The following is a 21,882-nucleotide window of genomic DNA, read 5'->3' on the forward strand; positions in this document are numbered from 1 at the left end:
CCCGCAAAAAGGCCGCAACCCCGAAGAGTTGCGGCCAGGCGACCACCCTCACCACGAGGGGCGGATGTCAGAGCGCGCCGCTTTTCGGCGGCGTGACGCCGTTGAGGTGATAGTTGCCCACGACGTGGTACTTCCAGCGCACCGGATCGTGCAGCGTATGGGTGCGGGCGTTGCGCCAGTGGCGCTCGAGGTTGAGGCCGCGCCTGGTGGCGGACGAGCCGGCCAGTTCGAAGAGCACGTTGGTGGCGTCGATGGCGAGCTCCGTCGTCAGCACCTTGGCGGCGGCCACCGCCAGCGTCGCGGCGACGGCATTGTCCGCATTGAGGTTCACCTGCGCCTGGTCGATCTTGCGCCCTGCCCGCTCCAGCGTCGCCTCGGCGGCCTCGACGCGGATGGCGAGTTCGCCGATCCGGGCGATGGTCAGCGGATCGTCCGCGGCGCGCTCGACGCCGCTGTCGGTCCAGGGTCGCGCCCGGTCGCGGACGTAGCCGATCGTCTCCTTCAGGGCGGCGCGCGCGATGCCGAGGTCGATGCCGGCATGGATGATCTGGCCGACCGAGCCGATCGTGCCCGGGCGCTCGAACCCTTTCTGGTGCGGCACGACGGCATCGGCCGGCACGTAGACGTCGTGCAGGATCGTCGTGCCGCTCCCGGTCGTGCGCTGGCCGAAGCCGTCCCAATCATCGACGATCTCGATGCCCTCGGTCTGGCGCGGGGCAAACGACATGGTAAGGCGATCCTCCTCGTCGAGCGCGAAGATCGCTACCCAATGGGCGAAGAGAACGCCCGTCGAATAGAATTTCCGCCCGTTGATGCGGAAGCCCGCGCCATCGCGCGTGATGCGGGTGTTGTAGTCGCCCACCGTCTTCGTGCCGACCTCGGAAAGGGCGTTGCCGAAACGCTCGCCGGCAAGCGCCCGGCCGAAATAGAAGCGCTTCTGCGCCTCGCTGCCGTCGTGGCGGAGCGCTTCGAGAATGTAGAAATGGTTCTGCGGGATCTGGCCGATCGAGCTGTCGGCCTCCGAGAGGATCGCCGTCACCTCGGCGAGCACGGCGTTGGAGACGTCGATGCCGCCATATTCGGCCGGAACGGTGATGGCGAGGAGGCCGGAGGCGGAGAGCCTGTCGAGTTCCTCATGCGGCAGCGCCCGCTCGTAGTCCCGCCGGCTCGCGCCGCCGGCGAACTCGGCGGCAAGCGTGCGGGCAACGGAGAGCGCCTCCTCCTCGCTGGCGATGCGACGGGCGGTTTGCGGGGGTTCGGAGAGCCGGGTGACGCTGCTCATGAAGAATCCTTTCGATGAATCCGGGTTCAGGCCCGGCCGGCGGCCTTGCGGTTGGCGAAGCCGATGGCGAGGACGGAGAAGATGAGGAGGCCGGTGCCGACCTGCTGCCAGTAGAAATTGAGGCCCGACAGCAGGAGCCCGTTGGCGACGACGCCGAGCAGCAGCACGCCGAGAACGGTGCCCGGCACGTTCGGCCGCCCGTGCGGATCGAAGGTCGTGCCGATGAAGGTGGCGCCGATGGCGTTGAGGAGGAAGGCATTGCCGGAGGACGGGATGTAGACCGTGACCGTCGAGGTGAGGATGAGGCCGACCACGGCGGCGATCGTCGAGACCAGAATGTAGGTGGCGGCGGTGATGCGCGGCAGGCGCAGGCCCGAATAGCGCACGACGCTCGCCTGGATGCCGGTGGCGAGCGCCACCCGGCCGAAGCGCGTGCGCGAGAGCACGACCCAGGCAGCGCCGATGACGAGCGCGGTGACGACGAGCGGCATGGGTAGGCCGGCGAGCGTGCCGTGGCCGAGGAAGCGGAAGGCTTCCGGCACGCCGGCCGGCGGCAGGTAGACCGGGTTGCCGCCGTTCGTCAGCAGTTGCTGCACGCTGCGCCCGACGAAGAGCGTGCCGAGCGTGGCAAGGAACGGCGAAATGCCGATGCCGGCGATGAGCACGGCGTTGAAGAGGCCGACCAGCGCCCCGCCGGCAAGCCCGCCAAGGGCGGCAAGCGCGACCGGCTGCCCGGCAAGCACCAGCGAGACGAAGGCGAAGCTCGAAAAATCCACCGCCGTGCCGACCGAAAGGTCGATGCCGCCCGCCGAGACGGCGAAGGTCATGGCGATGGCGACGATGGCGAGCAGGGCAAAATTGTTCACCAGCACGCTGAGAAGGTTCGCGCCGGTGAGGAAACCGGGCGCAAGCGTCGCGAAGAGGGCGAAGACGGCGGCGAGCGCCGCGACCAGTGCATAGCGGGCGGCGCCGCGGCCGAGGGAGGAGAGAGCGACGGTCGCCATGTCAGGCATTCTCCTTGCGGCCGAGCAGCGTGGTGGCGGAAACGACGAGCAGGATCAGCAGGCCCTGCACGCCGCTGACCAGCGTGCTGGAAATATTGAGAAGCTGGAAGCCGTTGATGAGGAAGCCGACGAAGAGCGCCGACAGCAGCGTGCCCGTGACGGTCGGCACCAGCCGGCGGGAAAAGACCGTGCCGAGCAGCGCGGTGACGACGACCGGCAGCAGCATGTCGCCGGCCCCGGTGGTGCTGCCCGAGAGGTAGGAGACTGAAAGGATGCCGGCAAGCCCGCCGCACAGGCCGCTCGCCAGGAACGAGCCCGCGACGAAGGTCTTGACGGGCAGGCCCGCCGCCCGCGCGGCATCCGGGAATGCGCCGACCGCGTAGAGGCGCAGGCCCAGCGGCGTGTACTGCACGATGGCGGCAACGACGAGCGTGAAGCCGAGGAGGAGATAGGCGAGCACGGGAATGCCGAACGGACCGCCGGCCGAAAGCGCCGAGAGGAACGCGCTCGAAGCCGGGACGACGGTGTTCTGGGTCAGCACCAGTTCGAGGCCGGCGACGACGTTCATGACGGCCAGCGTCGCCAGCAGCGGCACGATGCCCGCGAGCGTGACGGCGGCGGCATTGACCGCGCCGATGGCGAGCCCGGTGGCGAGCGCGCCGGCAATCGCGACGCCGTCGCCATGCCCCGCCTGCACCAGTGTGGCATAGACGGCGGCGCTGAGGCCCATATTGGCGGCGAGCGACAGGTCGATGCCGCCGGTCACGACATTCGAGCCGCCCGCGATGATGACGATGGTGAGCCCGATGGCGAGCACGCCCGCAATGGCCGACTGGCCGAGCACGTTGCCGATATTGCCGACCGTGAGGAAGAACGGCGCGGCGGCGGAGAAGACGACGAGGACGCCGACGAAGACGGCGAGCGCGCCGCCCCGGAGCGCCAGCGTGGCGAGGCGTCGGCCGAAGGCCGGGCCGGTACGGGGCGTCTCGAATGCCTTCTGCGCCTCGACTTCGAGCGCGGAGGCCGGGATATAGGGGGCGTCAACCAGCATGGCGAAGCGTCTCGTAGGCGCCCGTCACGTCCGCAAGGACCTGATCCGGGCTCGTTTCGGAGGAGATGAACTGCCGCGTGACGCGGCCGCGGAAGAAGACGAGCAGGCGATCGGTGACGCCGAGCAGTTCCTCGATATCGGAGGAGAGCACGAGGACGCCCGCGCCGCGCTCGGCAAGTTCCCCGATCAGCCGGTAGATCTCCACCTTGGCGGCGATATCGACGCCGACCGTGGGCTCGTCGAGCAGGTAGATTTCCGACTGGCGGCTCAGCCACTTGGCGATCGCCACCTTCTGCTGGTTGCCGCCCGAGAGCGTCTTCACCAGCGCATCGACGCCGTCGGTCTTGATCTGCAGCCGCTTGACGAGGTCTTCCGTCTGCCGCCGTTCCGCGCCGCGGTCGATGAGGCCGCGGGAAAAGCGGCCAAGGCTGGCGAGCGTGGTGTTCTCGGTGACGGAAAGGTCGAGCGCGACGCCGTCGCGGCGGCGGTCCTCCGGCACGAGCGCCAGGTGGCGGTCCGTCGCGGCGGCGGGATCGGCGGAGAACACCGTCTCGCCCTTGACGGAAACGGTGCCGCCGGTCGGCCGGTCGAGGCCGAAGAGCGTGCGCACCACCTCCTTCGCGCCCGAGCCGACGAGGCCGGTGAGGCCGAGGACCTCGCCCTTGCGCAGCGAGAAGGAGACGGCGTCGAAGCGGTCTGCGAGCGCCAGGTTCTCCACCTGCAGGATCGCCTCGCCGGGTGTGACGGCGGGCTTCGGATAAAGTTCGCCGATATCGCGGTTGACCATCAGCGCGCCGATCTCGGCCGCCGAGGTCTCGGCGACGGGCAGGGTCGCGACGTCGCGGCCGTTGCGCAGCACCGTGACCGTGTCGCAGAGATCGACGATCTCGCCGAGATAGTGCGAGATGTAGAGGACGGTAACGCCCTCGGCGGCGAGGCGGCGGATGAGCTGGAAGAGAAGGTCGGCCTCGCGCCGGACGAGCGCGGCGGTCGGCTCGTCGAAGACCAGCACCTTGGGATTGGCAATGAGCGCGCGGGTGATCTGCACGATCTGCTTTTCCGCCGCCGAAAGGTCGGCGATCAGCGCCGAATGGGGCAGCGAGAGACCGAAGTAGCGCTGAAGGATCTCGGCGGACCTGCGCCGCATCGCCGCGCGGTCGAGGAAGGGGGTGCCGGGAATGCGCGGCTCGCGCCCGAGGAACAGCGCCTCGCCCACCGTGAAGGTCGGCACGAGCAGCCGATCCTGGTGGATGAAATGGATGCCGAGCTCTTCCACGAGATGCGGCGTCAGCCGGTCATGGGCCTTGCCGTCGATCTCGACCGTGCCTTCGTCCGCCCGGTGAAGGCCGGCGATGAGCTTGATCAGCGTCGACTTGCCCGCGCCGTTCTGGCCGACGAGGCCATGCACCGAGCCGCGCCGGACCGTGAGCGACGCCCCCGAAAGCGCCTACGCGCCGCCGAAGCGCTTGACGATGTTTTCGAGCCGGACGACCGCCGCGCCGCCCTCTGCCGTATCCGCCATGGCCGTTGTCCTCATTGTAAAAGCCCCCCCTCATCCGCCTGCCGGCCCCTTCTCCCGAGGGAGAAGGGGAAAACGAGGGGCCGCATCCCCTCCCTCTCCTTCTCCCCGGCGGGGAGAAGGTGGCCCGAAGGGCCGGATGAGGGGGTCGCTTCAAAATCAGCCGATGCCGAGTTTCTTCGAGATTTCGCCGACATTCTGCTTGTTGGCGAGAAGCGCCGGCACGTAGGTCTCGCGCGGCAGCGTCTGCCCGGCGAGGTGGCGGGCGACGTTCTGGATCGCGACGCGGCCGAGCTCGGCCGGCTGCTGGGCGACGTCGGCGGCAGCCGGCGAGTTCGGGTCGGCGACGAGCTGGAGCACTTCCGGGCTACCGTCGACGCCGTAGGTCCTGATCTCCGTGCGGCCGGCGGCGGCAAGCGCCTGCGTGGCGCCGAGCTGCGGGATGTCCCAGGCCGACCAGATCGCCTTGATCGACCCCTTTTCCGGATACTTGGCGAGGATCGCGGTGATCTGGGTGAAGGCGTCCTGGACGGTGTTCGGGATCACGTCGCGCAGCTCCGGCTGCACGATCTGCACCTTCGGGAAATACTTCACGACATTGACCAGCTGGTCGTAGCGGATGGCGCAGGGCGTGACGCCGTAGAAGCCGTTGAAGACGACGATGTTGCCCTCGCCGCCGATGTCGGAGACGAGCTGGAGGGCGAGGTCCTTGCCGATGCCCCAGTTGTCGGAGGTGGCGTTGTTGATCGAATTGACGGAGCCGACGTCGATGGTGAGAACGGGGATATCGGCCTCGCGCGCCTTCTTCAGCCAGGGATCGATGACGCTGAGCGTACCGAGAAGCTGGACGATGGCATCCGGCTTCTGGGCGATCAGCGTCTGGAGCTGCGAGACGAGCTTGCCGTCGTTGCGGCCGGCATCGACGGCGATCGGCTCGCCGCCGAGGCGCTTCACCTCCTCGATCTGGGCATTGTAGGCCTGGAGATCGAAGAAATGGTCGGTCCCGGCGGTGCTGATGCCGATGCGCTTGCCCTTGAGCGAAAGCTCCTCGCCCGCGGCCGTGCGCGCCGAAAACAGGCCGGTGCCGGCCACCACGCCAGCGACGGCGGTGAGCTTCAGGAGATTGCGGCGGTTGACGCCGGAACGGATGTCGTCGGTCATGATGTCCCCGTTGGATCGATAAGCATATAATCTATAAATTATATGGACTAATGCGCGGAAACAGGCAGGATTTTCCAAAATGCGCGGCGTTGGGAAAAGATTCAGCTCCGCGCACAGCTCCCGGAATCGGGGCTTCTCCCCCTACTCCGTTACCTCCCCCCGCTGCGGAACACACCATAACGGCGGCGCCGCGGCTTGCGGCGATTTCCGCAATGATGGCCGAACGGTACGGCGGCTCCTCACCGGGGCCGGCGCTCCAGACAGTCTCGATCTGCGCCAGCACCTGCTCGTCGCGGGGCCGGCAGACCGGTCAGGCGTGGAATTGATGGGAAAGCGGCGACCAAGGAAAGACCCCGGCGCGAGGAGGAGCGCCGGGGTCGCACGCCGATCGGGTGGCCGGCCTCAGGCCAGCGCAATGGCTCGTTCCAGATCGGCGATCAGGTCATCCGGGTGTTCGAGGCCGATGGACAGACGCACGTAGCCGGGGGTGACGCCGGTTGCGAGTTGGTCCTCCAGCGTGAGCTGCGAATGGGTCGTCGTCGAGGGATGGATGGCCAGCGAGCGCGCGTCGCCGATATTGGCGAGATGGTAGAAGAGCTGGAGGCTGTCGATGAAGCGGCGGCCGGCTTCGCGCCCGCCCTCCAGTTCGAAGCCGACCAGCGCGCCGAAATGACCGGGCGTGAAGTACTTCTCCGCCCGGGCCCGCGCCACGCCGTCCTGGAACTTCGGGAAGATGACGCGCTCAACCTTGGCATGGCCCTTGAGATATTCGGCGACCTTCACCGCATTCTCGTTGTGCTGGCGAAGGCGCAGCGGCAGGGTTTCCAGGCCCTGGATGAACTGGAAGGCGTTCTGCGGGCTGATCGCCGCGCCGAGGTCGCGCAGCAGCACGGCGCGGGCGCGCAGGATATAGGGATGGAAGCCGATGGCCTCGGCTTTCTCGATCCACGTCTTGCCCTGGTAGCTTGCGTCCGGCTCCGTCAGGTTCGGCTGGCGCGCCGCATGGTCCGCCCAGGGGAAGTTGCCGCCGTCGACGATGGCGCCGCCGATGGAGGTGCCGTGGCCGCCGATATATTTCGTGGTCGAGTAGACCACCACCGCCGCACCATGGTCGAGCGGCCGGATGATCAGGGGCGCCGCCGTGTTGTCGACGATCAGCGGAATGCCGTGCCGGCGGCCGATGGCGGCGACGTCGGCAATCGGGAAGACTTCCAGCTTCGGGTTGGGCAGGGATTCGGCGTAGTAGGCGCGCGTGCGCGCGTCCGTTGCCTTTTCGAAGGCGTCCGGATCGGCGGCATCGACGAAGCGGGTCTCGATGCCGAAACTCTTCAGCGTCGCGGCGAAGAGCGCCCAGGTGCCGCCGTAGAGGCCGGCGGCGCTGACGATGTTGTCGCCGGCGCGCGCGACATTGAGGATGGCGAAGGCCGATGCGGCCTGCCCGGAGGAGAGCGCCAGCGCGGCCGCGCCGCCCTCCAGTTCGGCAAGGCGCTGCTCGAAGGCATCCTGCGTCGGGTTCGAGACGCGGGTGTAGAGATGGCCGGGGGCTTCCAGCGCGAAGAGCTTGTCGGCGCCATCGGTGCCGGGCAACTGGAACGACGACGTCTGGTAGATCGGCACGGCGACCGCGCCGGTCGCCGGATCGTAGCGGAAGCTGCCGCCATGCAGCGCGATCGTCTCCGGGTGACGGCTCTTGAAGGTGGCGGTTCCCGCCGGCACCTCGACGATGTCCTGCTCGGCAACCTCGGGGGCTTGATGGATCGTCATGACACTTCTCCTTTGATGAGCGCCCTCAGGCGCGCGCGGGACGGGCCGACAGAAGGACGCCGGCGACGAGCATGCTGGCTGCGGCCCAGAAGGCTTCCGGCGCGTACCACCGGATGCCGTAGAGATGGTCGTCGGTGCAGAGCGCCTGGGCGAGCGTGCACAGGTCGCTCGCCCCGGCGATGCAGGTCACGGCCTGCCCGACCGTCAAGTAATCGGCCGCGACGACCTTGCTGAAGATCAGCCACCACCAGCCGAGCGACAGCAACGCGAAGGCACCGCCGGCAATCGCCACGGCCTGGGAGGAAAGGCGTGCGCTAGACGTCATGGGAAATCCCCAGCTTTTCCAGCAGCGCGCGGCGCAGCGCGACGAGACCGGCATCGTCCCGCCGGCGCGGATGGGGCCGGTCGACGCGCACCTGCGCGATGATCGAGGCCGGCCGGTCCGAAAGCACGATCACCCGGTCGGCCAGCAGCAGCGCCTCCTCCACATCGTGGGTGACGAGCAGGGCGGTGAAGCCGGTGCTTTTCCAGAGGTCGAGCAGTTCGTTCTGCATGCGTAGCCGCGTCAGCGAATCGAGCTTGCCGAAGGGTTCGTCCAGCAGCAGCAGCTTCGGATCGTTGACGAGGGCGCGGGCAAGCGCGGCACGCTGCGCCATGCCGCCTGAAAGCTGGTGCGGATAAAAATTCGAGAAGCCTTCGAGCTTCACCAGCTTCAGCACCTCGTCGATCCGGTGCTCAAGCGCGGTCAGGAGGCCGCGCGCTTCAAGCCCTGTCGCGATATTGGCGCGCACCGTGCGCCAGGGAAACAGCGTCGCATCCTGGAAGACGAGGATACGGTCCGGGTTCGGCCCGGTGATGGGCTTTCCGTCTTCCAGCACCCGCCCCCTTGTCGCTTTTTCAAGGCCGGCGGCAAGGCGCAGCAGGGTGGACTTGCCGCAGCCGGACGGGCCGAGCAGGGCGACGAATTCGCCCGGCGCGATCGTCAGGCTCACGTCGTCGAGAACCTGCAGGTCCCTGCCGTCGCTTTCGTAGCGATGGGAGACGCCTTCCACATCGAGCGCGATACTGCCGGCGGCGTTGGTTTCTGCGAGCGCAAGGGCCATCAGAGGATCCCCTTCTGCCAGCCGAGCAGGCGATCGCGCACCACGAAGAGCAGGCGCACGAGCCCGGCGCAGATCAGCGCCATGACGATGAGGGCGGCATAGACGTTGGCATAGGCCGAGTAGGCCGTGTTGAACTGGAGATACCAGCCGAGGCCGAACTTGGCGCCGAGCATCTCGGCGACGACAAGCACGGCGAACGAATAGTAGAGCCCCATGAAAAGGCCGACGAAGACGTTCGGCAGCGAGGCCGGGATCGCGACCTTGAAGATGAGGAAGCGGTTGTCCGCACCCAGCGTGCGGGCGACGTCGTAGAAGGAGCGGTTGACCTGGCTGACGCCCGCCGCCGTGAGGATCGCGACCGGAATGCCGGAGGCGAGCGCCACGAGGAAGATGGAGGCGTGGAAGGTCGACGGAAAGATGAAGAAGGTGCAGGGAATCCAGGCGCTGGCCGGCACCGGGCCGATCAGCTTGAGAAGCGGCATGCCCCAATAGGCGAACCGCTTCGACCAGCCGAGAGCGACGCCGCCGGCAAAGCCGACGAGGATGCCGGAGAAGAAGCCGAGGCCCCAGAGCCCCCGGTATAGGCGATGCAGACAAGCAGGCGGTCCCAATCCGTCACATAGACGTGCAGCAGGCCCTGCGGCGGCGAGAAGAACGGCTTGGGCAGCCAGCCGAGCTTGGCCGTCAGCACTTCCCATACCGCGAGCCAGAGGCCGAGCACGATGAACCACGGCCCGTAATGGACGAGCGTGCGGCCGAGGCTTCCCAGCCTGCCGACCGTGACCGACAGCGCGAGGAAAATCCCCGCGCCGGCCAGCGCGACGGCGGCGAAAAGGTCCGTCGCGCCCCAGTTGATGGCATCGGGCAGCCCATAGGTCAGCGCCGCGGCGAGTGACCATGTGCCGGCCGCGAAAAGCCCGTTGCGCCAGATGCCCGGGAAGGAGAAGGCGGCGGTTTGCCGCCCTGCCCCGTCGAATGTCTGCTCGACCGCCGCGCTCATGGCATCACGCGAAGATGTCGATGGTGATGCGGTTTGCGATCTCCTCGGGATCGGTGCCCGCGTCGATGACGCCGGTCAGCTTGAGGTCCTCGTAGCCGATCCGCACCTCCTTCAGGAGGTCCTTGCCGAACCAGTGGTCGTGATAGGTGAAGGCGGCGAGCACTTCCGTCAGGTCCTCCAGCGAGAGGCCGGGCTTCAGCGTGTCGAAATACCACTTGGCCACCTCGTCCGGATGCCTGGCGGTGTACTGGTGGATTTCCAGATTGGCGGCGGCGACCCGCTTGATGGCGTCCTTGTTGGCCTCGTAGTAATCGCCGTTGACGCCGAGCACGCAGCAGACGCGGTCCTTGAACGTGCCGGTCTGCGTATCGGCGACGCGGCGGAAGCCGTGCTGCTTCTCGTAGGAATAGGCCCATGGGTCCATATGGGCGACGGCATCGGCCTCGCCCTTCAGCACGCCCTCGGCCACGAGATCGAAGGGGAAGACCTTCCAGGTGACGTCGGTCTCCGGGTCGAGGCCGGCCTTGGCGAGCGCGACCGAGAAGGCGACGCGCGAGGGCGACATGACGTCGAAGGTGCCGATCGTCCTGCCCTTGAGGTCGGTCAGGGTCTTGATGTCGGAGTCCGGCTTGACGAGGATGCTCTGGCAGCCGCCGTGCGAGCCGGCGAAGAGCCGCACGTCGAACCCCTGCTCGATCGGCTTCAGCCAGTCGTAGAGCAGGCCCGGGCCGGCCTCGGCCTTGCGGGTGGCCAGCGCCTGGATGAGCGTCTGGCCGCTCGCACCCTGGTAGAAGAGCTCCACGTCGAGCCCGTGCTTGGCATAGATGCCCTTGGAGAGGCCAAAGCCCACAGGCGAATGGCAGGCGGCGACCTCGGTCCATTCCAGCTTGATCGGAATGAGGTTGCCGGCGATGGCATAACGCGTCGAGCGCGCGCCGATCATGCCGGCCGTGGCGGCGACGGCCGTGACGCCCGCCGCCTTGATCAGGCCGCGGCGCGAGAAGCCCCTGGGAGGGTTGGTTTCGGGTTGCTGGCTCATCTTCTATCCCCCTTTTGCGAAACGATGAGGCCAGCCTAGCGCCTTTGATAATAGTATATAGATTTTATAGATTATTATGCGGACGCGGAGGAGAATATTCTTTCGCGGATGGAGGAGCCGGTGGATTTGCGTGCCGCCGGCCTCGCAAAATGCCTGCCATCGCAGCGCCGGAAACCCACCAGCGCCTCGTGGTCCCCGGCTTGGCAGCTTCGGGGCCGGCTAGCGTCATGGCGATGCATGAGATTGCCAACCTCACCAGGATCGACGCGGAGGCCTCCGCATCACTTGCCCCTGCCGAAACCCCTTCCATTTTGCATCGTGCTGGAAGCAATTTCCGCATCAAGGTCGAATTTTGGCATGCCCGTCTCTTAATTACACTAATTTTATAGATAATATAAAAATAACTTCTGCCAGCTTGCGAAACCTCCTTGCGGCAGAAGCCTGGTTCTTTTGAAAATGGGGACATTTCAATATGATAGCGCACAAGACCCTCCGGCTGGCGATCCGGTCTGCCGCGGCCGCCGCCTTCCTGGCCACGACCATGCTGTCCGGCCTTGCCCATGCCGGCCCGACGCTCGACAAGATCAACCAGCGCGGCGCCATCAAGGTCGGCGTCGGCACCACGCCCGGCTTCTTCGCGCCCGACAGCAACGGCAAGTGGCAGGGCTTCTTCATCGATTTCGGCCGCGCCCTGTCCATCGCCGTCTTCGGCACGCCCGACAAGGTGGAGTTCACCTCCTCCTCGCCGCAGCAGCGCCTGCCGGCGCTTCAGAGCGGCGAGTTCGACATCCTGCTTTCCGGCGTGACCGTCACCACCACTCGCGCCTTCAAGCTCGGCTTCCATTTCGGCCCGACGGTCTTCTACGACGGCCAGGGCATTCTCGTGCGCAAGGACCTCGGCGTGACGAAGGCCGCCGATCTCGACGGCGCGACCATCGGCGCGCAGAGCGGCACGACGGGCGAGCTGAACGTCGCCGACTTCTTCCGCAAGACCGGCAAGACCTTCACACCCGTCACCATCGAGGATACGGGGCAGTTCATCGATGCGCTGGAATCCGGCCGCGTCGACGCGATCACGCAGGATTCCTCCGACCTCGTCGGCAAGCGCACTCAGCTCAAGAAGCCGGACGACTACGTGCTCCTGCCCGAGCGCCTGTCCAAGGAGCCGCTCGCACCGGCGATCGCCGGCGGCGACGACCGCTGGCTGGAACTCGTCAACTGGACGGTCAACGCCACGATCCAGGCCGAGGAATGGGGCATCACCTCCGCCAATGTCGACGAGTTCCTGAAATCGGAAGACCCGGCGATCCAGCGCTTCCTCGGCGTCGACCCGTCCTTCGCCAACGATATCGGGCTCGATCCGAAATGGGCCTACACCATCATCAAGACCGTCGGGAACTACGGCGAGATCTTCGAGCGCCACCTGAAGCCGCTCGGCTGGGAGCGCGGCTACAACAGCCTGTGGACCGACGGCGGCCTGCTCTACTCGCCGCCCTTCCGCTGAGCAAACCCGGCAAAGGTGAGCCGCGGCTTGCATGCGGAACTGTATAAGGGCAACGGGATGGAGCATTTTCGCAAATCGGGGAAAAGCGGAAATGCGTCCGTTCCGGGCCGCCGCGTGTTGCGCACCGTGCTGCCGGGCCCCTTGCGGCCCGGCATGGTGGAAAAAATCCGCGCCTGGTGGGGCGGCTGGCCCCTCGGCCAGCTCGCCTTTCTCCTTGCGGTCGGCGCGCTTGGTGCGCTGTTCATCGCCAACGTGCTGGAGACCATGGCGCGCATCGGCATCCTGCCGGGCTTCGGCTTCCTGTCGAGCTCGGCCAATTTCGAGATCGGCGAAAGCCCGATCGCCTTTCGCGCCGGAGACACCTACCGGCGCGCGATCCTTGCGGGCCTTCTCAACACGCTGAAGGTCTCGCTGCTCGGCTGCGTCCTCGCCACGATCCTCGGCGTCGCCGTCGGCATCGCCGGCCTTTCGCGCAACCTGCTGCTCTCCCGCCTCGTGCGCTGGTTCATCGAGATCACCCGCAACACGCCGCTCCTGCTGCAGCTCTTCTTCTGGATGGCGCTCGCCAAGGCGCTGCCGGCGCCGCGCCAGGCCTCCGCGCTCTTCGGCTCCGTCTTCCTCACGAACCGGGGCGTCTACATCCCCTCGCTCTCTCTGGAGGGCGGGCCGTTCGGCCTCGCCGCCGCCCTCGTCCTGACCGGCCTTGCCAGCCTCGCGTTCATCCTCGTCCTGCGCGCCGCCGGCCGCCTGACGCGCCGTTCCGGCACATTTGCGGTGATGCTCGCCCTCGCCGCCCCGCTTGCATTCCTCGTCCTTTCCGGCGCCCGGCCGGCGGCCGAACTGCCGGCGCTTTCCGGTTTCAACATTCGCGGCGGGCTCAACCTCTCCCCGGAATTCGCCGCGCTCCTGACCGGCCTCGTCGTGAAGTTCGCCGCCCTGATCGCGGAAATCGTCCGGGCGGGCATCCAGTCGGTCGGCGCCGGCCAGTGGGAGGCGGCGCGCGCGCTCGGGCTGCATGACGGCCAGATCATCCGCCTCGTCGTGCTGCCGCAGGCGCTGCGCGTCATCACGCCGCTGACGACATCGAGCTACCTCGACCTCACCAAGGATTCGAGCCTCGCCGTCGCCATCGGCTTTCCCGACCTCGTCAGTATCGTCAACACGACGGCCAACACGACCGGCCAGTCCCTCGAAGCCCTGATCATCCTGATAGGCGCCTTCCTCACCATCAACCTCGCGCTCTCGGCCCTGATGAACGTCTACAACAACCGCGTCGCGCTCAGGGGAAGCAGGCGATGACCGCCGGTCCCCCCCGCCTGCTGCCGGCCCTGCGCGCCGGCCTTTTCGGAACGCGCGCCAACACGCTCATAACGCTCGCGACGCTCCTCGTGCTCTCGCAGGTCGTGCCGCCGCTCCTGCGCTGGGCGGTGCTCGACGCCACCTTCTCCGGCAATGCCGGTGCCTGCACCCGCGAAGGCGCCTGCTGGGCGTTCGTCGCGGCCAAGCTCCGCTTCATCCTCTTCGCCTTCTATCCGCCGGACCTGCAATGGCGGCCGGTGCTGGTCATACTGCTGCTGGGCGCGATCCTTGCGGCGAGCGCGGTGCCCCGCCTGTGGGGCCGGCCGCTGATCCTCGCCTGGCCGCTGACGATCCTGGCGTGCTGGCTGCTCCTGCAGGGTGCCTTCACCGCAACGCCCATCCCCTCCAACCAGTGGGGCGGCCTGCCGGTGACGCTCTTCGTCTGGGCCTTGTGCCTTGCCGCGGCGACGCCCATCGCCATTCTCCTCGCGCTCGCCCGGCGCTCGACGCTCGGGGGGCTGCGCACCTTTTCCGTCCTCTATATCGAGCTCATGCGCGGCACGCCGATGGTCGCCATCCTCTATGTCGCCATGCTGATCCTGCCGATGGCGCTGCCGGACGGGCTTTCCATCGACAAGATGCTCCGCGCCATCGTCATGGTGACGCTGTTCTGGGCCGCCTATATCGCCGAGGTCATCCGTGCGGGGCTTCAGGCCATTCCCCACGGGCAGGCGGAAGCGGCGACGGCGCTCGGCCTCGGATACTGGCGCACCCAGCGCCTCGTCATCCTGCCGCAGGCCCTGCGCATCGTCATTCCCGGCCTGGTGAACCTTGCCATCGGCTTCCTGCTGGCGACCTCGCTGCTCGCCGTCATCGGCATCTTCGACCTCCTGAACGCCGCCCGTGCCGCCGCCGCCGATCCGCAATGGCTCGGCTTCTACAACGAGGCCTATATCGTCGTGGCCGTCATCTATTTCGCCATCTGCTTCGGCGCCTCCCGCTACAGCCGATGGCTCGAACGGCGGCTGGCAGGCGGCAGGGCAGCACCGGCACCGGCCGGCGGCACCTCCGCCACATCACGCAAGGAATAACCCTTCGGCGGCCGTACAAGAGAATATAATTCCTTACTCAAACTATAGATTTTATTATTATGAGCGGGATTTCATTCCCAATCGGAAGACAGCGCATGAGCGAAACCGACAAGCCTCTTGATTTCCTCTGGTTCATCCCCAGTTCCGGCGACGGTGCCTATCTCGGTTCGGACGAACTGAGCCGCCCGCCGGATCCGGGTTATTTCCGCGAGATCGCCGTTGCGGCCGACCGGCTCGGCTATTCGGGCGTGCTCATTCCCGTCGGCGCGGCCTGCGAGGAGTCCTTCGTGCTGGCCGCCGATCTCGCCGCCCGCACGGAGCGGCTCAAGTTCCTCGTGGCGATCCGCCCCGGCACCGCCACGCCGGCCTACTACGCCCGCCTTGCCTCCACGCTCGACCGGGTATCGAACGGCCGCCTGCTGCTCAACATCGTCGTCGGCGGCAGCGCGCAGGAGCTGGCCGGCGACGGCATCTTCCTGCCGCACGACGAGCGCTACGATCATGCGGCCGAATTCTTCAAGGTCTTCAACGAGCTGATCGAGACGGGCCATTCCACGCTCGACGGCAAATACATCAAGGCGGTCGATGCGAGGCTCGGCCTGCCGCCCGTCCAGCAGCCGCGACCGCCGATCTATTTCGGCGGCTCCTCGGATGCCGCCATCGATTTTGCCGGCGGCATCGTCGACAAGTACCTGACCTGGGGCGAACCGCCGGCACAGGTGGCGGAAAAGATCGCCCATGCCCGCCGGGCCGCCGCCGCCAGGGGGCGGGAAGCCACCTTCGGCATCCGCCTGCATTTCATCGTGCGCGAAACGGACGACGAAGCCTGGGAAGCGGCCGACCGCCTCATTTCGAGGCTCTCGGACGAGGCCATCGCCTCGGCGCAGGACGTGCTGACGAAAAACTCCGATTCCGTCGGCCAGGCCCGCATGGTGGCCCTGCACAACGGCCGACGCGACAAGCTGGAAGTCTCGCCGAATCTCTGGGCCGGCATCGGCCTCGTTCGCTCGGGCGCCGGCACCGCGCTTGTCGGTTCGCCGAAGACCGTGGCCGCGCGCCTTCGCGAATATCAGGCGCTCGGCATCGATACGGTCATCGCATCCGGTTATCCGCATGTCGAGGAGGCCTATCGCGTCTCCGAACTGCTCTTCCCCGAGCTCGGCCTGCCCGGACCCCGCAACCAGCTCCGCGCGTCCTTCGGCGACCGCCAGGTCTTCGGCGGCGGCGGCCATGGCGGCAATGTCAGGCTGACTTCCGCCTCCTAGCGCATTTCCGCTTTTCTCCGAATCGCGAAAATGCTCCATCCTTTTGTTTTTACGCAATTCCGGGCGCAAAGCCGCGAGGGCCGGTCGCAAAGCCCGGCCCTCGCGCAGGGTCATTCGCGGACCTTGCCGGCGTTGGCCTGACTGGCTCCGGCTTCGACCGTTCAGATGATGTATTCCGGCTCGCTCAGGGTCTGGTCCATGGTCACGCCCGGCAGGGCCGTGTGCGGCTTGCCCACCGGCCTCGCCGGAACGCCGACGACGGACGTATAGGGCGCGACGGGACCGACGACGACGCTGCCGGCCCCGATCTTGGCACCGATTCCCACCTCGATGTTTCCCAGGATGTTGGCCCCCGCGCCGATCAGCACGCCGCGCCGCACCTTCGGATGGCGGTCCCCGGTTTCCTTGCCGGTCCCGCCGAGCGTCACATTCTGGAGAATGGAGACGTCATCCTCCACAACCGCCGTCTCGCCGATGACGAGGCCGCTGCCGTGGTCCAGCATGATGCCGCGCCCCATCACGGCGGCGGGGTGAATGTCGATCGCGAAGGTTTCCGAAATCCGGCTCTGGATGTGGCGGGCAAGATGCCGGCGACCCGTCGTCCAGAGCCAATGGCCGACACGATAGGCCTGCAATGCGGAAAAGCCCTTGAAGTAGAGGAAGGGCGTCAGCACCTCGCCATTGCTGGGATCGCGGTCCTTCACCGCCTGGAGGTCGGCCGCCGCCGCCCCGAGCAGGCCCGGCTTGTCCGTGTAGGCGCCGTAGATCAGCGCCAGCAGCTCGTCACGGTCGACATCGTGGTCGGCGAGCTTGATGGCGAGGCGATGGGAGAGCGCATGGCCGAGGCTGGCATGCATCAGCACCGCCGAATTCATGGCGCGTGCCAGCGCCGGGTCGCGCTGCGCCGCCGCGGCCGCCTCCTTGCGCAAGGTATCCCACAGGGCGGTGACCGCGCCACGGGCGGCGTCCTCGACGGGAAGGGAAACGACGTTGCTTTCGTGTCCGGGCATGGCTCGGTCTCCTGCGCGGGAATGGGGCCCGCCCCCGAGGGCGGGCGCCGGGATCAGGCCTTGGCCGGCTTTTCCAGGAGGTGCAGCAGATCGGGGTGATGCCTGGCCGCGACATCCGGGTGGGAGCGCAGGCGGCTCTTCAGGTGGTTGATGCCGACCTCGCGGAAGATCGGGTTGAGCGGGTCGACCGTCACGCCGCGCTCGCCGCGCTTCAGCTCCTCCGGCAGCGGGATGACCGGGATGGTCGCGTCGTAGCGCGCGCCGAGGAAGAAGGCCACGGAGAAGCGTTCCGTGCCGGCCGGCGGGGTGACGACATCGTGCACGTCGGCGCGCACGAAGCCGTTGGTGGCAAGTTCGAGGAGCTCGCCGCTGTTGATGATGAAGGTGCCCGGCACCGGCGGCGCCTCGATCCAGACGCCCTCCTCGGTGCGGATGCGCAGGCCCGGCGTCGTATCCTGCAGGAGCACCGTGACGAAGCCGCCGTCCTTGTGCGCGCCCACGCCCTGATCGCTGCCGGCAGCCTCACGGCCGGGATAGCGGATGATCTTGAGCAGTTGCGAGGGCGACGGCTCGTAGATTTCGGCGAAGGCGCTCTCCGGCTGGCCGAGCGAAAGGGCGATGGCCTTGAGCACATCGATGCCGATGCGCGTGACCTCGGCCTGATAGCGCAGCAGCAACGGCTTGAGTTCCGGCAAGGCCTGCGGCCACTGGTTCGGCCCGTAGAGGCGGTTCCAAGGCGTCTCCGGCCCGGTCTCGACGGGTGCGCCTTCCGTGTTGATGTCGAGCTGCTCGCGCCAGTCCTGCTCGCCGCGCGTGCGCTCGTAGCCGGCCCGGTTATAGCCGCGGAAGTGCGGCGACTTGACCATCTCGATCGACAGCTTGTCCGCCTCCGGCAGGGCGAAGAAGCGCCTGGAGGCGGCAAGGACGTCGTCGATCAGGCTTTGCGGCACGCCATGGCCGGTGAGATAGAAGAAACCGTGATCGTGCAGGACGCGGGTCAGGTCCCCGATGAAGGCGGCGCGTTCCTCCGGGACGCCATAGAAGCGGGAGAAGTCGATCGTCGGCAGATGGACCGGTTTGGCATGGATGGTCATGGAATGCTCCTCGATGAGATTGATCGCCGCCAACCGGGCTCTGGAACGACCCCGGCAGGCGGAATTTCGACCGGCGCGCGACCGCGCCGGTGGGTGAAACCGACTGGCCTACACCGCGTCCAGGATCTGCCGCTGCAGGTCGACGGCGCGCGGATCGGCGAGCTCGCGCCGGGGACGGTCGAGATCGATGCCGATGTCGAGGGCGACGGCGCCCTCGCGCAGCACGACGACCCGGTCGGCCAGCGCGACGGCTTCCGCGACGTCGTGGGTGATCAGAACCGTGGTAAAGCCGCGGCCCGCCCAGATCCCTTCCAACAGGCGATGCATCTCGATGCGCGTCAGCGCGTCCAGCGCGCCGAAGGGCTCGTCGAGCAGCAGGATCTGCGGCTCGCTGACCAGCGCACGCGCGAGCGCCACGCGCTGCCGCTGCCCGCCGGAAAGGACGCTCGGCCAATCGCCCCCGCGGCCCTCCAGCCCGACATCGGCAAGGGTGCGCCTTGCCTTTTCCCGCCAGTCCGGGCCGCGGGCAATGCCGACATTCTCGATGACGCGCTGCCACGGCACGAGACGCGCCTCCTGGAACAGCAGGCGCACGGAAGGATGAAGGCGCCCGACCTTGCGCCCGCCGATCTCCACGCGGCCGCTGCCCGGCGCGTCGAGGCCGGCGATGAGGCGCATCAAGGTCGACTTGCCCCCGCCCGACCGGCCGACCACGGCAAGGAACTGGCCCGCCGGGATCTCCAGGTTGACGTTTGCAAGCACGTTCAGCCGGCCGAAGGACTTCTCCACCCGCGACAGCGAGATGGGCAGGCCGGCCGCGCTGTCCGGCACGTAGGAAACGGCGGCGCTCATCGCTCTTCCCCCTGCCGGGCCTGGTAGGCGGGATGCCAGGCCAGCACGCGTTTTTCGATCGCGCGGGTCGCCACGTCCGCGAGCTTGCCGAGAAGGGCATAGACGATGATGCCGAGCAGGACGATGTCGGTCTGCAGGAATTCCCGCGCGTTCATCGTCATGTAGCCGATGCCGCTGGTGGCGGAGATCGTCTCGGCGACGATGAGCGTCAGCCACATGAAGCCGAGCGCATAGCGCAGGCCGACGAGGATGGAGGGCAGCGCGCCGGGCAGGATGATGCGCCGGATCAGCGCCCCGCGATCGAGCCCGTAGACCGACGCCATCTCGACGAGCTGCGGATCGATCGTGCGCACGCCGTGGAAGGTGTTGATATAGATCGGGAAGAAGACGCCGATGGAAACGAGAAAGATCTTCGCCGTCTCGTCGATGCCGAACCAGAGGATGACGAGGGGGATGAGCGCAAGATGCGGGATGTTGCGCACCATCTGGAGCGTGCTGTCGAGCAAGGTCTCGGCCGGCTTCCACAACCCGTTGACGACGCCCGCCACGAAGCCGAGCCCGCCGCCGATGAGAAGGCCGATCAGCGCGCGCTGCGTGGAGGCGAGCGTGTGGACGAGAAGCGAGCCGTTCAGCAGCGATCGCCAGAAGGCGATGGCGACGGTCGTCGGCGCCGGCATGAGGCGGGCGGTGACGAGGCCGGTGCGCGCCGCGACCTCCCAGACGATCAGCAGCGCGAGGGGAAGGAACCACGGCGCCAGCGCGCCGCCCAGGCCCCTGAGATCGAACCTGCGGGTTTCGCCGGCAGCATAACCGGCCACCGACGTCTCCGCCATCAGGCACCACCCTTGCGCACGACGTCCGCGATCGAAATCTTCTCGGGGATCAGGCCGAGATCGAAGAAGGTATCGGCGATCGACTGCTGCTGCCTGACGACGCTCTCGTCGATCGCCTTGACGCCATAGGACTGGCGCTCCAGCGCGACGGCGAGCACGTCCTCGGGAATGCCGACGGAGGGCGAGAGCTCGGCGGCGGCCGCGGCGGTATTGGCCTTCGCCCATTCGTCGATCTCGGCAACGGCCTCGATCACCACGTCGACCGCCTCGGGATTGTTCTCCACGAAGGTCTTGGCGCCGAGATAGAACTGGTGGTTCGGCACGATGCCTTCGCCGTTGCGCAGCTCACGCGCCTCGATGGCCACTTCGGCGGCCGCCTGGAAGGGATCCCAGATCACCCAGGCATCGACCGCGCCCTGCTCGAAGGCGGCGCGGGCATCGGCCGGCGGCAGGAAGGAGGTCTTGATGTCGCTGTATTGGAGACCCGCCTCCTCCAGCGCCTTGACGAGCAGGTAGTGAACGTTCGATCCCTTGTTGAGCGTGACCGTCTTGCCCTTGAGATCCGCCACCGTCCTGATGGGGCTGTCCCTGGGCACGAGGATCGCCTCGCCGCGCGCGGCCGGCGGTTCGTGGGCGATGTAGACGAGCGGGGCGCCGGCGGCCTGTGCGAAGATCGGCGGCGTTTCGCCGGTCGTGCCGAAATCGACGGCGCCGACATTGAGCGCCTCCAGCAGTTGCGGCCCGGCGGGGAACTCCGTCCAGGTCACCGTATAGCCGATCTTCTCCAGCTTCTCCTCGAGAAGGCCCTTGCCCTTGAGCAGGACGAGCGTGCCGTATTTCTGGTAGCCGATGCGGACCGTCTTGTCGGAAGCATGTGCCGGTCCGCTACCAAGAAGCGGCAGGGCGAGCAGGGCGGCAAGAGCCGTCGAGAAAAAGCGGCGTGAAATCGTCATGGCGTTCCCCTGGGTCAAGATCAATTAGATCATATAATCTATAGAAAATAATTGATTTCGAGGGCGCCCATTCCAACGTTCCCGGCCCGCGTAGTTTTTTCTCCTATGGCGCCGGCTTCACCGGACATCGGCACCGCAGGCAGGCGGATGCCTGGCGCCCGCGCCGGCTTGGCATCGCAGGACCGTTCCGGCACGCACCATCGTATCGCGGAAAATCCCCCGTTATCCGGGAGACAGGTATTCCCCCCTAAGGCAAGCAACGCCGCCAGCGCCGGGAAGGCTACGGGATCATGGGTGATCTTTCCTCCGGGCGCGGAGAAAATAGCGTGTTTTTGCTTTAATCGATAATTTTTATAGAGAATTATCGATCGCAGTGGAGGATGCCATGCCGATATCCAGGCTTGCCAGCACAGGCAGCGACAACGGCCGTCAGGAACCCAGGCGCTCACCGGGCGTGTCGACACCTTTATGTCGAACCTGTCCGACCTTTTTCCGGCCTTCGGCAAGGATGCCCGCCATGCGGCGTGACATTCGCCGCAAGCCCACCGGGAGCCGGCCTTGAGACCGTCGGGCGAACTGGCCTGGTTTTTCGTCGGTGTGGCGGCCGCCGTGGCGCTCGTCGCCGCCGCCTTGTGGCTCGGCCTGTCGGCGCGGACGCTGGGCTTTTCTTGACACGCCGAAGGGCAGCGCGCCTTCGCCAGAAAGACAAAGGAATTACAAGCATGGACATCCGCAAGATCGACGAGGATTACTCGGTTTCGCCGCAGATCGAGGCAGAGGACGTCGACATCGTCAGCCTGCTGGGGTTCCGGTCCATCGTCTGCCACCGTCCCGACCGCGAGCAGGCGGACCAGCCGGCATTCTCCTCGATCGCCGACCGCGCTGCGCAACTCGGTATCGAGGTACGGCACATCCCCGTCCTTTCCACGGGACTGACGGACGAGGCGGTAGGCAGCATGGTCCGGGCGCTCGACGACCTTCCCCGGCCGATCCTGGCCTATTGCCGCTCCGGCACCCGCTCGACGAAGATCTACGAACAGGCCCTGCTGCCCCGCTAG

Annotated in this window: 20 protein-coding genes and 1 pseudogene; 5 read left to right on the forward strand and 16 right to left on the reverse strand. The window is 67.1% G+C overall.

Annotation, left to right across the window (positions count from 1 at the left end; genetic code table 11):
- Positions 1-67 precede the first annotated feature (67 nt).
- The 11 genes and pseudogenes from L0976_RS15120 to L0976_RS15170 all read right to left on the reverse strand — a co-directional run bounded on the left by L0976_RS15120 (position 68) and on the right by L0976_RS15170 (position 10,923).
- The gene (locus L0976_RS15120) at positions 68-1,282 is read right to left on the reverse strand and encodes an SfnB family sulfur acquisition oxidoreductase (protein ID WP_234188134.1); all 1,215 of its coding nucleotides are present in this window, start codon (positions 1,280-1,282) and stop codon (positions 68-70) included.
- Positions 1,283-1,308: 26 nt separating this feature from the next.
- The gene (locus L0976_RS15125; protein ID WP_234188135.1) at positions 1,309-2,286 is read right to left on the reverse strand and encodes an ABC transporter permease; all 978 of its coding nucleotides are present in this window, start codon (positions 2,284-2,286) and stop codon (positions 1,309-1,311) included.
- Position 2,287: 1 nt separating this feature from the next.
- Complete coding sequence (locus L0976_RS15130; protein WP_234188136.1) at positions 2,288-3,337, reverse strand: ABC transporter permease; 1,050 nt, start codon at positions 3,335-3,337, stop codon at positions 2,288-2,290.
- Positions 3,327-4,859, reverse strand: a pseudogene (locus tag L0976_RS15135) (sugar ABC transporter ATP-binding protein). The gene L0976_RS15130 and the pseudogene L0976_RS15135 overlap by 11 nt, the downstream one beginning before the upstream one ends.
- Before the next feature lie 156 nt (positions 4,860-5,015).
- On the reverse strand, positions 5,016-6,017 hold the full coding sequence (locus L0976_RS15140) for a sugar ABC transporter substrate-binding protein (protein WP_234188137.1): 1,002 nt from the start codon (positions 6,015-6,017) through the stop codon (positions 5,016-5,018).
- A 402-nt stretch (positions 6,018-6,419) separates the two neighbouring features.
- On the reverse strand, positions 6,420-7,781 hold the full coding sequence (locus L0976_RS15145) for an O-acetylhomoserine aminocarboxypropyltransferase/cysteine synthase family protein (RefSeq protein WP_234188138.1): 1,362 nt from the start codon (positions 7,779-7,781) through the stop codon (positions 6,420-6,422).
- Between the two features lie 25 nt (positions 7,782-7,806).
- Entirely contained in the window at positions 7,807-8,106 is a 300-nt protein-coding gene (locus tag L0976_RS15150; RefSeq protein ID WP_234188139.1) for a hypothetical protein, read from the reverse strand.
- Positions 8,096-8,884, reverse strand: a complete 789-nt coding sequence (locus L0976_RS15155) for an ABC transporter ATP-binding protein (RefSeq protein ID WP_234188140.1) — start codon at positions 8,882-8,884, stop codon at positions 8,096-8,098. Before L0976_RS15155 ends, L0976_RS15150 begins: the two co-directional genes overlap by 11 nt.
- Complete coding sequence (locus tag L0976_RS15160) at positions 8,884-9,366, reverse strand: ABC transporter permease (protein WP_234188141.1); 483 nt, start codon at positions 9,364-9,366, stop codon at positions 8,884-8,886. Before L0976_RS15160 ends, L0976_RS15155 begins: the two co-directional genes overlap by 1 nt.
- Complete coding sequence (locus L0976_RS15165) at positions 9,348-9,884, reverse strand: hypothetical protein (RefSeq protein ID WP_234188142.1); 537 nt, start codon at positions 9,882-9,884, stop codon at positions 9,348-9,350. Before L0976_RS15165 ends, L0976_RS15160 begins: the two co-directional genes overlap by 19 nt.
- Before the next feature lie 4 nt (positions 9,885-9,888).
- Positions 9,889-10,923, reverse strand: a complete 1,035-nt coding sequence (locus tag L0976_RS15170; RefSeq protein ID WP_234188143.1) for an ABC transporter substrate-binding protein — start codon at positions 10,921-10,923, stop codon at positions 9,889-9,891.
- Positions 10,924-11,395: 472 nt separating this feature from the next.
- On the opposite strand from L0976_RS15170, the gene L0976_RS15175 reads away from it, so the two are divergent.
- The 4 genes from L0976_RS15175 to ssuD all read left to right on the forward strand — a co-directional run bounded on the left by L0976_RS15175 (position 11,396) and on the right by ssuD (position 16,082).
- Entirely contained in the window at positions 11,396-12,427 is a 1,032-nt protein-coding gene (locus L0976_RS15175) for an amino acid ABC transporter substrate-binding protein (RefSeq protein WP_234188144.1), read from the forward strand.
- A 114-nt stretch (positions 12,428-12,541) separates the two neighbouring features.
- The gene (locus L0976_RS15180; protein WP_234188145.1) at positions 12,542-13,726 is read left to right on the forward strand and encodes an ABC transporter permease subunit; all 1,185 of its coding nucleotides are present in this window, start codon (positions 12,542-12,544) and stop codon (positions 13,724-13,726) included.
- Positions 13,723-14,817 (forward strand): amino acid ABC transporter permease, encoded by a 1,095-nt coding sequence (locus L0976_RS15185; RefSeq protein ID WP_234188146.1) that lies wholly within the window; start codon positions 13,723-13,725, stop codon positions 14,815-14,817. The genes L0976_RS15180 and L0976_RS15185 overlap by 4 nt, the downstream gene beginning before the upstream one ends.
- A gap of 95 nt (positions 14,818-14,912) precedes the next feature.
- Complete coding sequence (gene ssuD / locus L0976_RS15190; protein ID WP_203317830.1) at positions 14,913-16,082, forward strand: FMNH2-dependent alkanesulfonate monooxygenase; 1,170 nt, start codon at positions 14,913-14,915, stop codon at positions 16,080-16,082.
- A 161-nt stretch (positions 16,083-16,243) separates the two neighbouring features.
- Here ssuD and cysE read toward each other — a convergent pair whose 3' ends face one another.
- The 5 genes from cysE to L0976_RS15215 form a co-directional block, all read right to left on the reverse strand.
- Positions 16,244-17,092 (reverse strand): serine O-acetyltransferase, encoded by an 849-nt coding sequence (gene cysE, locus L0976_RS15195; protein WP_203317829.1) that lies wholly within the window; start codon positions 17,090-17,092, stop codon positions 16,244-16,246.
- Positions 17,093-17,145: 53 nt separating this feature from the next.
- Complete coding sequence (locus tag L0976_RS15200) at positions 17,146-18,186, reverse strand: isopenicillin N synthase family oxygenase (RefSeq protein WP_234188147.1); 1,041 nt, start codon at positions 18,184-18,186, stop codon at positions 17,146-17,148.
- A 108-nt stretch (positions 18,187-18,294) separates the two neighbouring features.
- Entirely contained in the window at positions 18,295-19,038 is a 744-nt protein-coding gene (locus L0976_RS15205; RefSeq protein ID WP_203317827.1) for an ABC transporter ATP-binding protein, read from the reverse strand.
- Positions 19,035-19,871, reverse strand: a complete 837-nt coding sequence (locus L0976_RS15210) for an ABC transporter permease subunit (RefSeq protein ID WP_234188148.1) — start codon at positions 19,869-19,871, stop codon at positions 19,035-19,037. Before L0976_RS15210 ends, L0976_RS15205 begins: the two co-directional genes overlap by 4 nt.
- Positions 19,871-20,824: a sulfonate ABC transporter substrate-binding protein gene (locus L0976_RS15215; protein ID WP_234188149.1), complete on the reverse strand. Its 954-nt coding sequence runs from the start codon at positions 20,822-20,824 to the stop codon at positions 19,871-19,873. Before L0976_RS15215 ends, L0976_RS15210 begins: the two co-directional genes overlap by 1 nt.
- A 722-nt stretch (positions 20,825-21,546) precedes the next feature.
- Between L0976_RS15215 and L0976_RS15220 the strand changes: the two genes are divergently transcribed.
- Complete coding sequence (locus L0976_RS15220; RefSeq protein ID WP_234188150.1) at positions 21,547-21,882, forward strand: TIGR01244 family sulfur transferase; 336 nt, start codon at positions 21,547-21,549, stop codon at positions 21,880-21,882.

Source organism: Shinella sp. NM-101, assembly GCF_021401195.1.
GTDB lineage: Bacteria > Pseudomonadota > Alphaproteobacteria > Rhizobiales > Rhizobiaceae > Shinella.

Coding starts and splice junctions, on each gene's coding strand:
- L0976_RS15150 (WP_234188139.1), bottom strand. CDS start 8,106: ATGACGTCTAGCGCACGCCTTTCCTCCCAGGCCGTGGCGATTGCCGGC.
- L0976_RS15220 (WP_234188150.1), top strand. CDS start 21,547: ATGGACATCCGCAAGATCGACGAGGATTACTCGGTTTCGCCGCAGATC.
- L0976_RS15140 (WP_234188137.1), bottom strand. CDS start 6,017: ATGACCGACGACATCCGTTCCGGCGTCAACCGCCGCAATCTCCTGAAG.
- L0976_RS15125 (WP_234188135.1), bottom strand. CDS start 2,286: ATGGCGACCGTCGCTCTCTCCTCCCTCGGCCGCGGCGCCGCCCGCTAT.
- L0976_RS15160 (WP_234188141.1), bottom strand. CDS start 9,366: ATGCCGCTTCTCAAGCTGATCGGCCCGGTGCCGGCCAGCGCCTGGATT.
- L0976_RS15170 (WP_234188143.1), bottom strand. CDS start 10,923: ATGAGCCAGCAACCCGAAACCAACCCTCCCAGGGGCTTCTCGCGCCGC.
- ssuD (WP_203317830.1), top strand. CDS start 14,913: ATGAGCGAAACCGACAAGCCTCTTGATTTCCTCTGGTTCATCCCCAGT.
- L0976_RS15205 (WP_203317827.1), bottom strand. CDS start 19,038: ATGAGCGCCGCCGTTTCCTACGTGCCGGACAGCGCGGCCGGCCTGCCC.
- L0976_RS15145 (WP_234188138.1), bottom strand. CDS start 7,781: ATGACGATCCATCAAGCCCCCGAGGTTGCCGAGCAGGACATCGTCGAG.
- L0976_RS15130 (WP_234188136.1), bottom strand. CDS start 3,337: ATGCTGGTTGACGCCCCCTATATCCCGGCCTCCGCGCTCGAAGTCGAG.
- L0976_RS15175 (WP_234188144.1), top strand. CDS start 11,396: ATGATAGCGCACAAGACCCTCCGGCTGGCGATCCGGTCTGCCGCGGCC.
- L0976_RS15200 (WP_234188147.1), bottom strand. CDS start 18,186: ATGACCATCCATGCCAAACCGGTCCATCTGCCGACGATCGACTTCTCC.
- L0976_RS15155 (WP_234188140.1), bottom strand. CDS start 8,884: ATGGCCCTTGCGCTCGCAGAAACCAACGCCGCCGGCAGTATCGCGCTC.
- L0976_RS15165 (WP_234188142.1), bottom strand. CDS start 9,884: ATGAGCGCGGCGGTCGAGCAGACATTCGACGGGGCAGGGCGGCAAACC.
- L0976_RS15215 (WP_234188149.1), bottom strand. CDS start 20,824: ATGACGATTTCACGCCGCTTTTTCTCGACGGCTCTTGCCGCCCTGCTC.
- L0976_RS15120 (WP_234188134.1), bottom strand. CDS start 1,282: ATGAGCAGCGTCACCCGGCTCTCCGAACCCCCGCAAACCGCCCGTCGC.
- cysE (WP_203317829.1), bottom strand. CDS start 17,092: ATGCCCGGACACGAAAGCAACGTCGTTTCCCTTCCCGTCGAGGACGCC.
- L0976_RS15210 (WP_234188148.1), bottom strand. CDS start 19,871: ATGGCGGAGACGTCGGTGGCCGGTTATGCTGCCGGCGAAACCCGCAGG.
- L0976_RS15185 (WP_234188146.1), top strand. CDS start 13,723: ATGACCGCCGGTCCCCCCCGCCTGCTGCCGGCCCTGCGCGCCGGCCTT.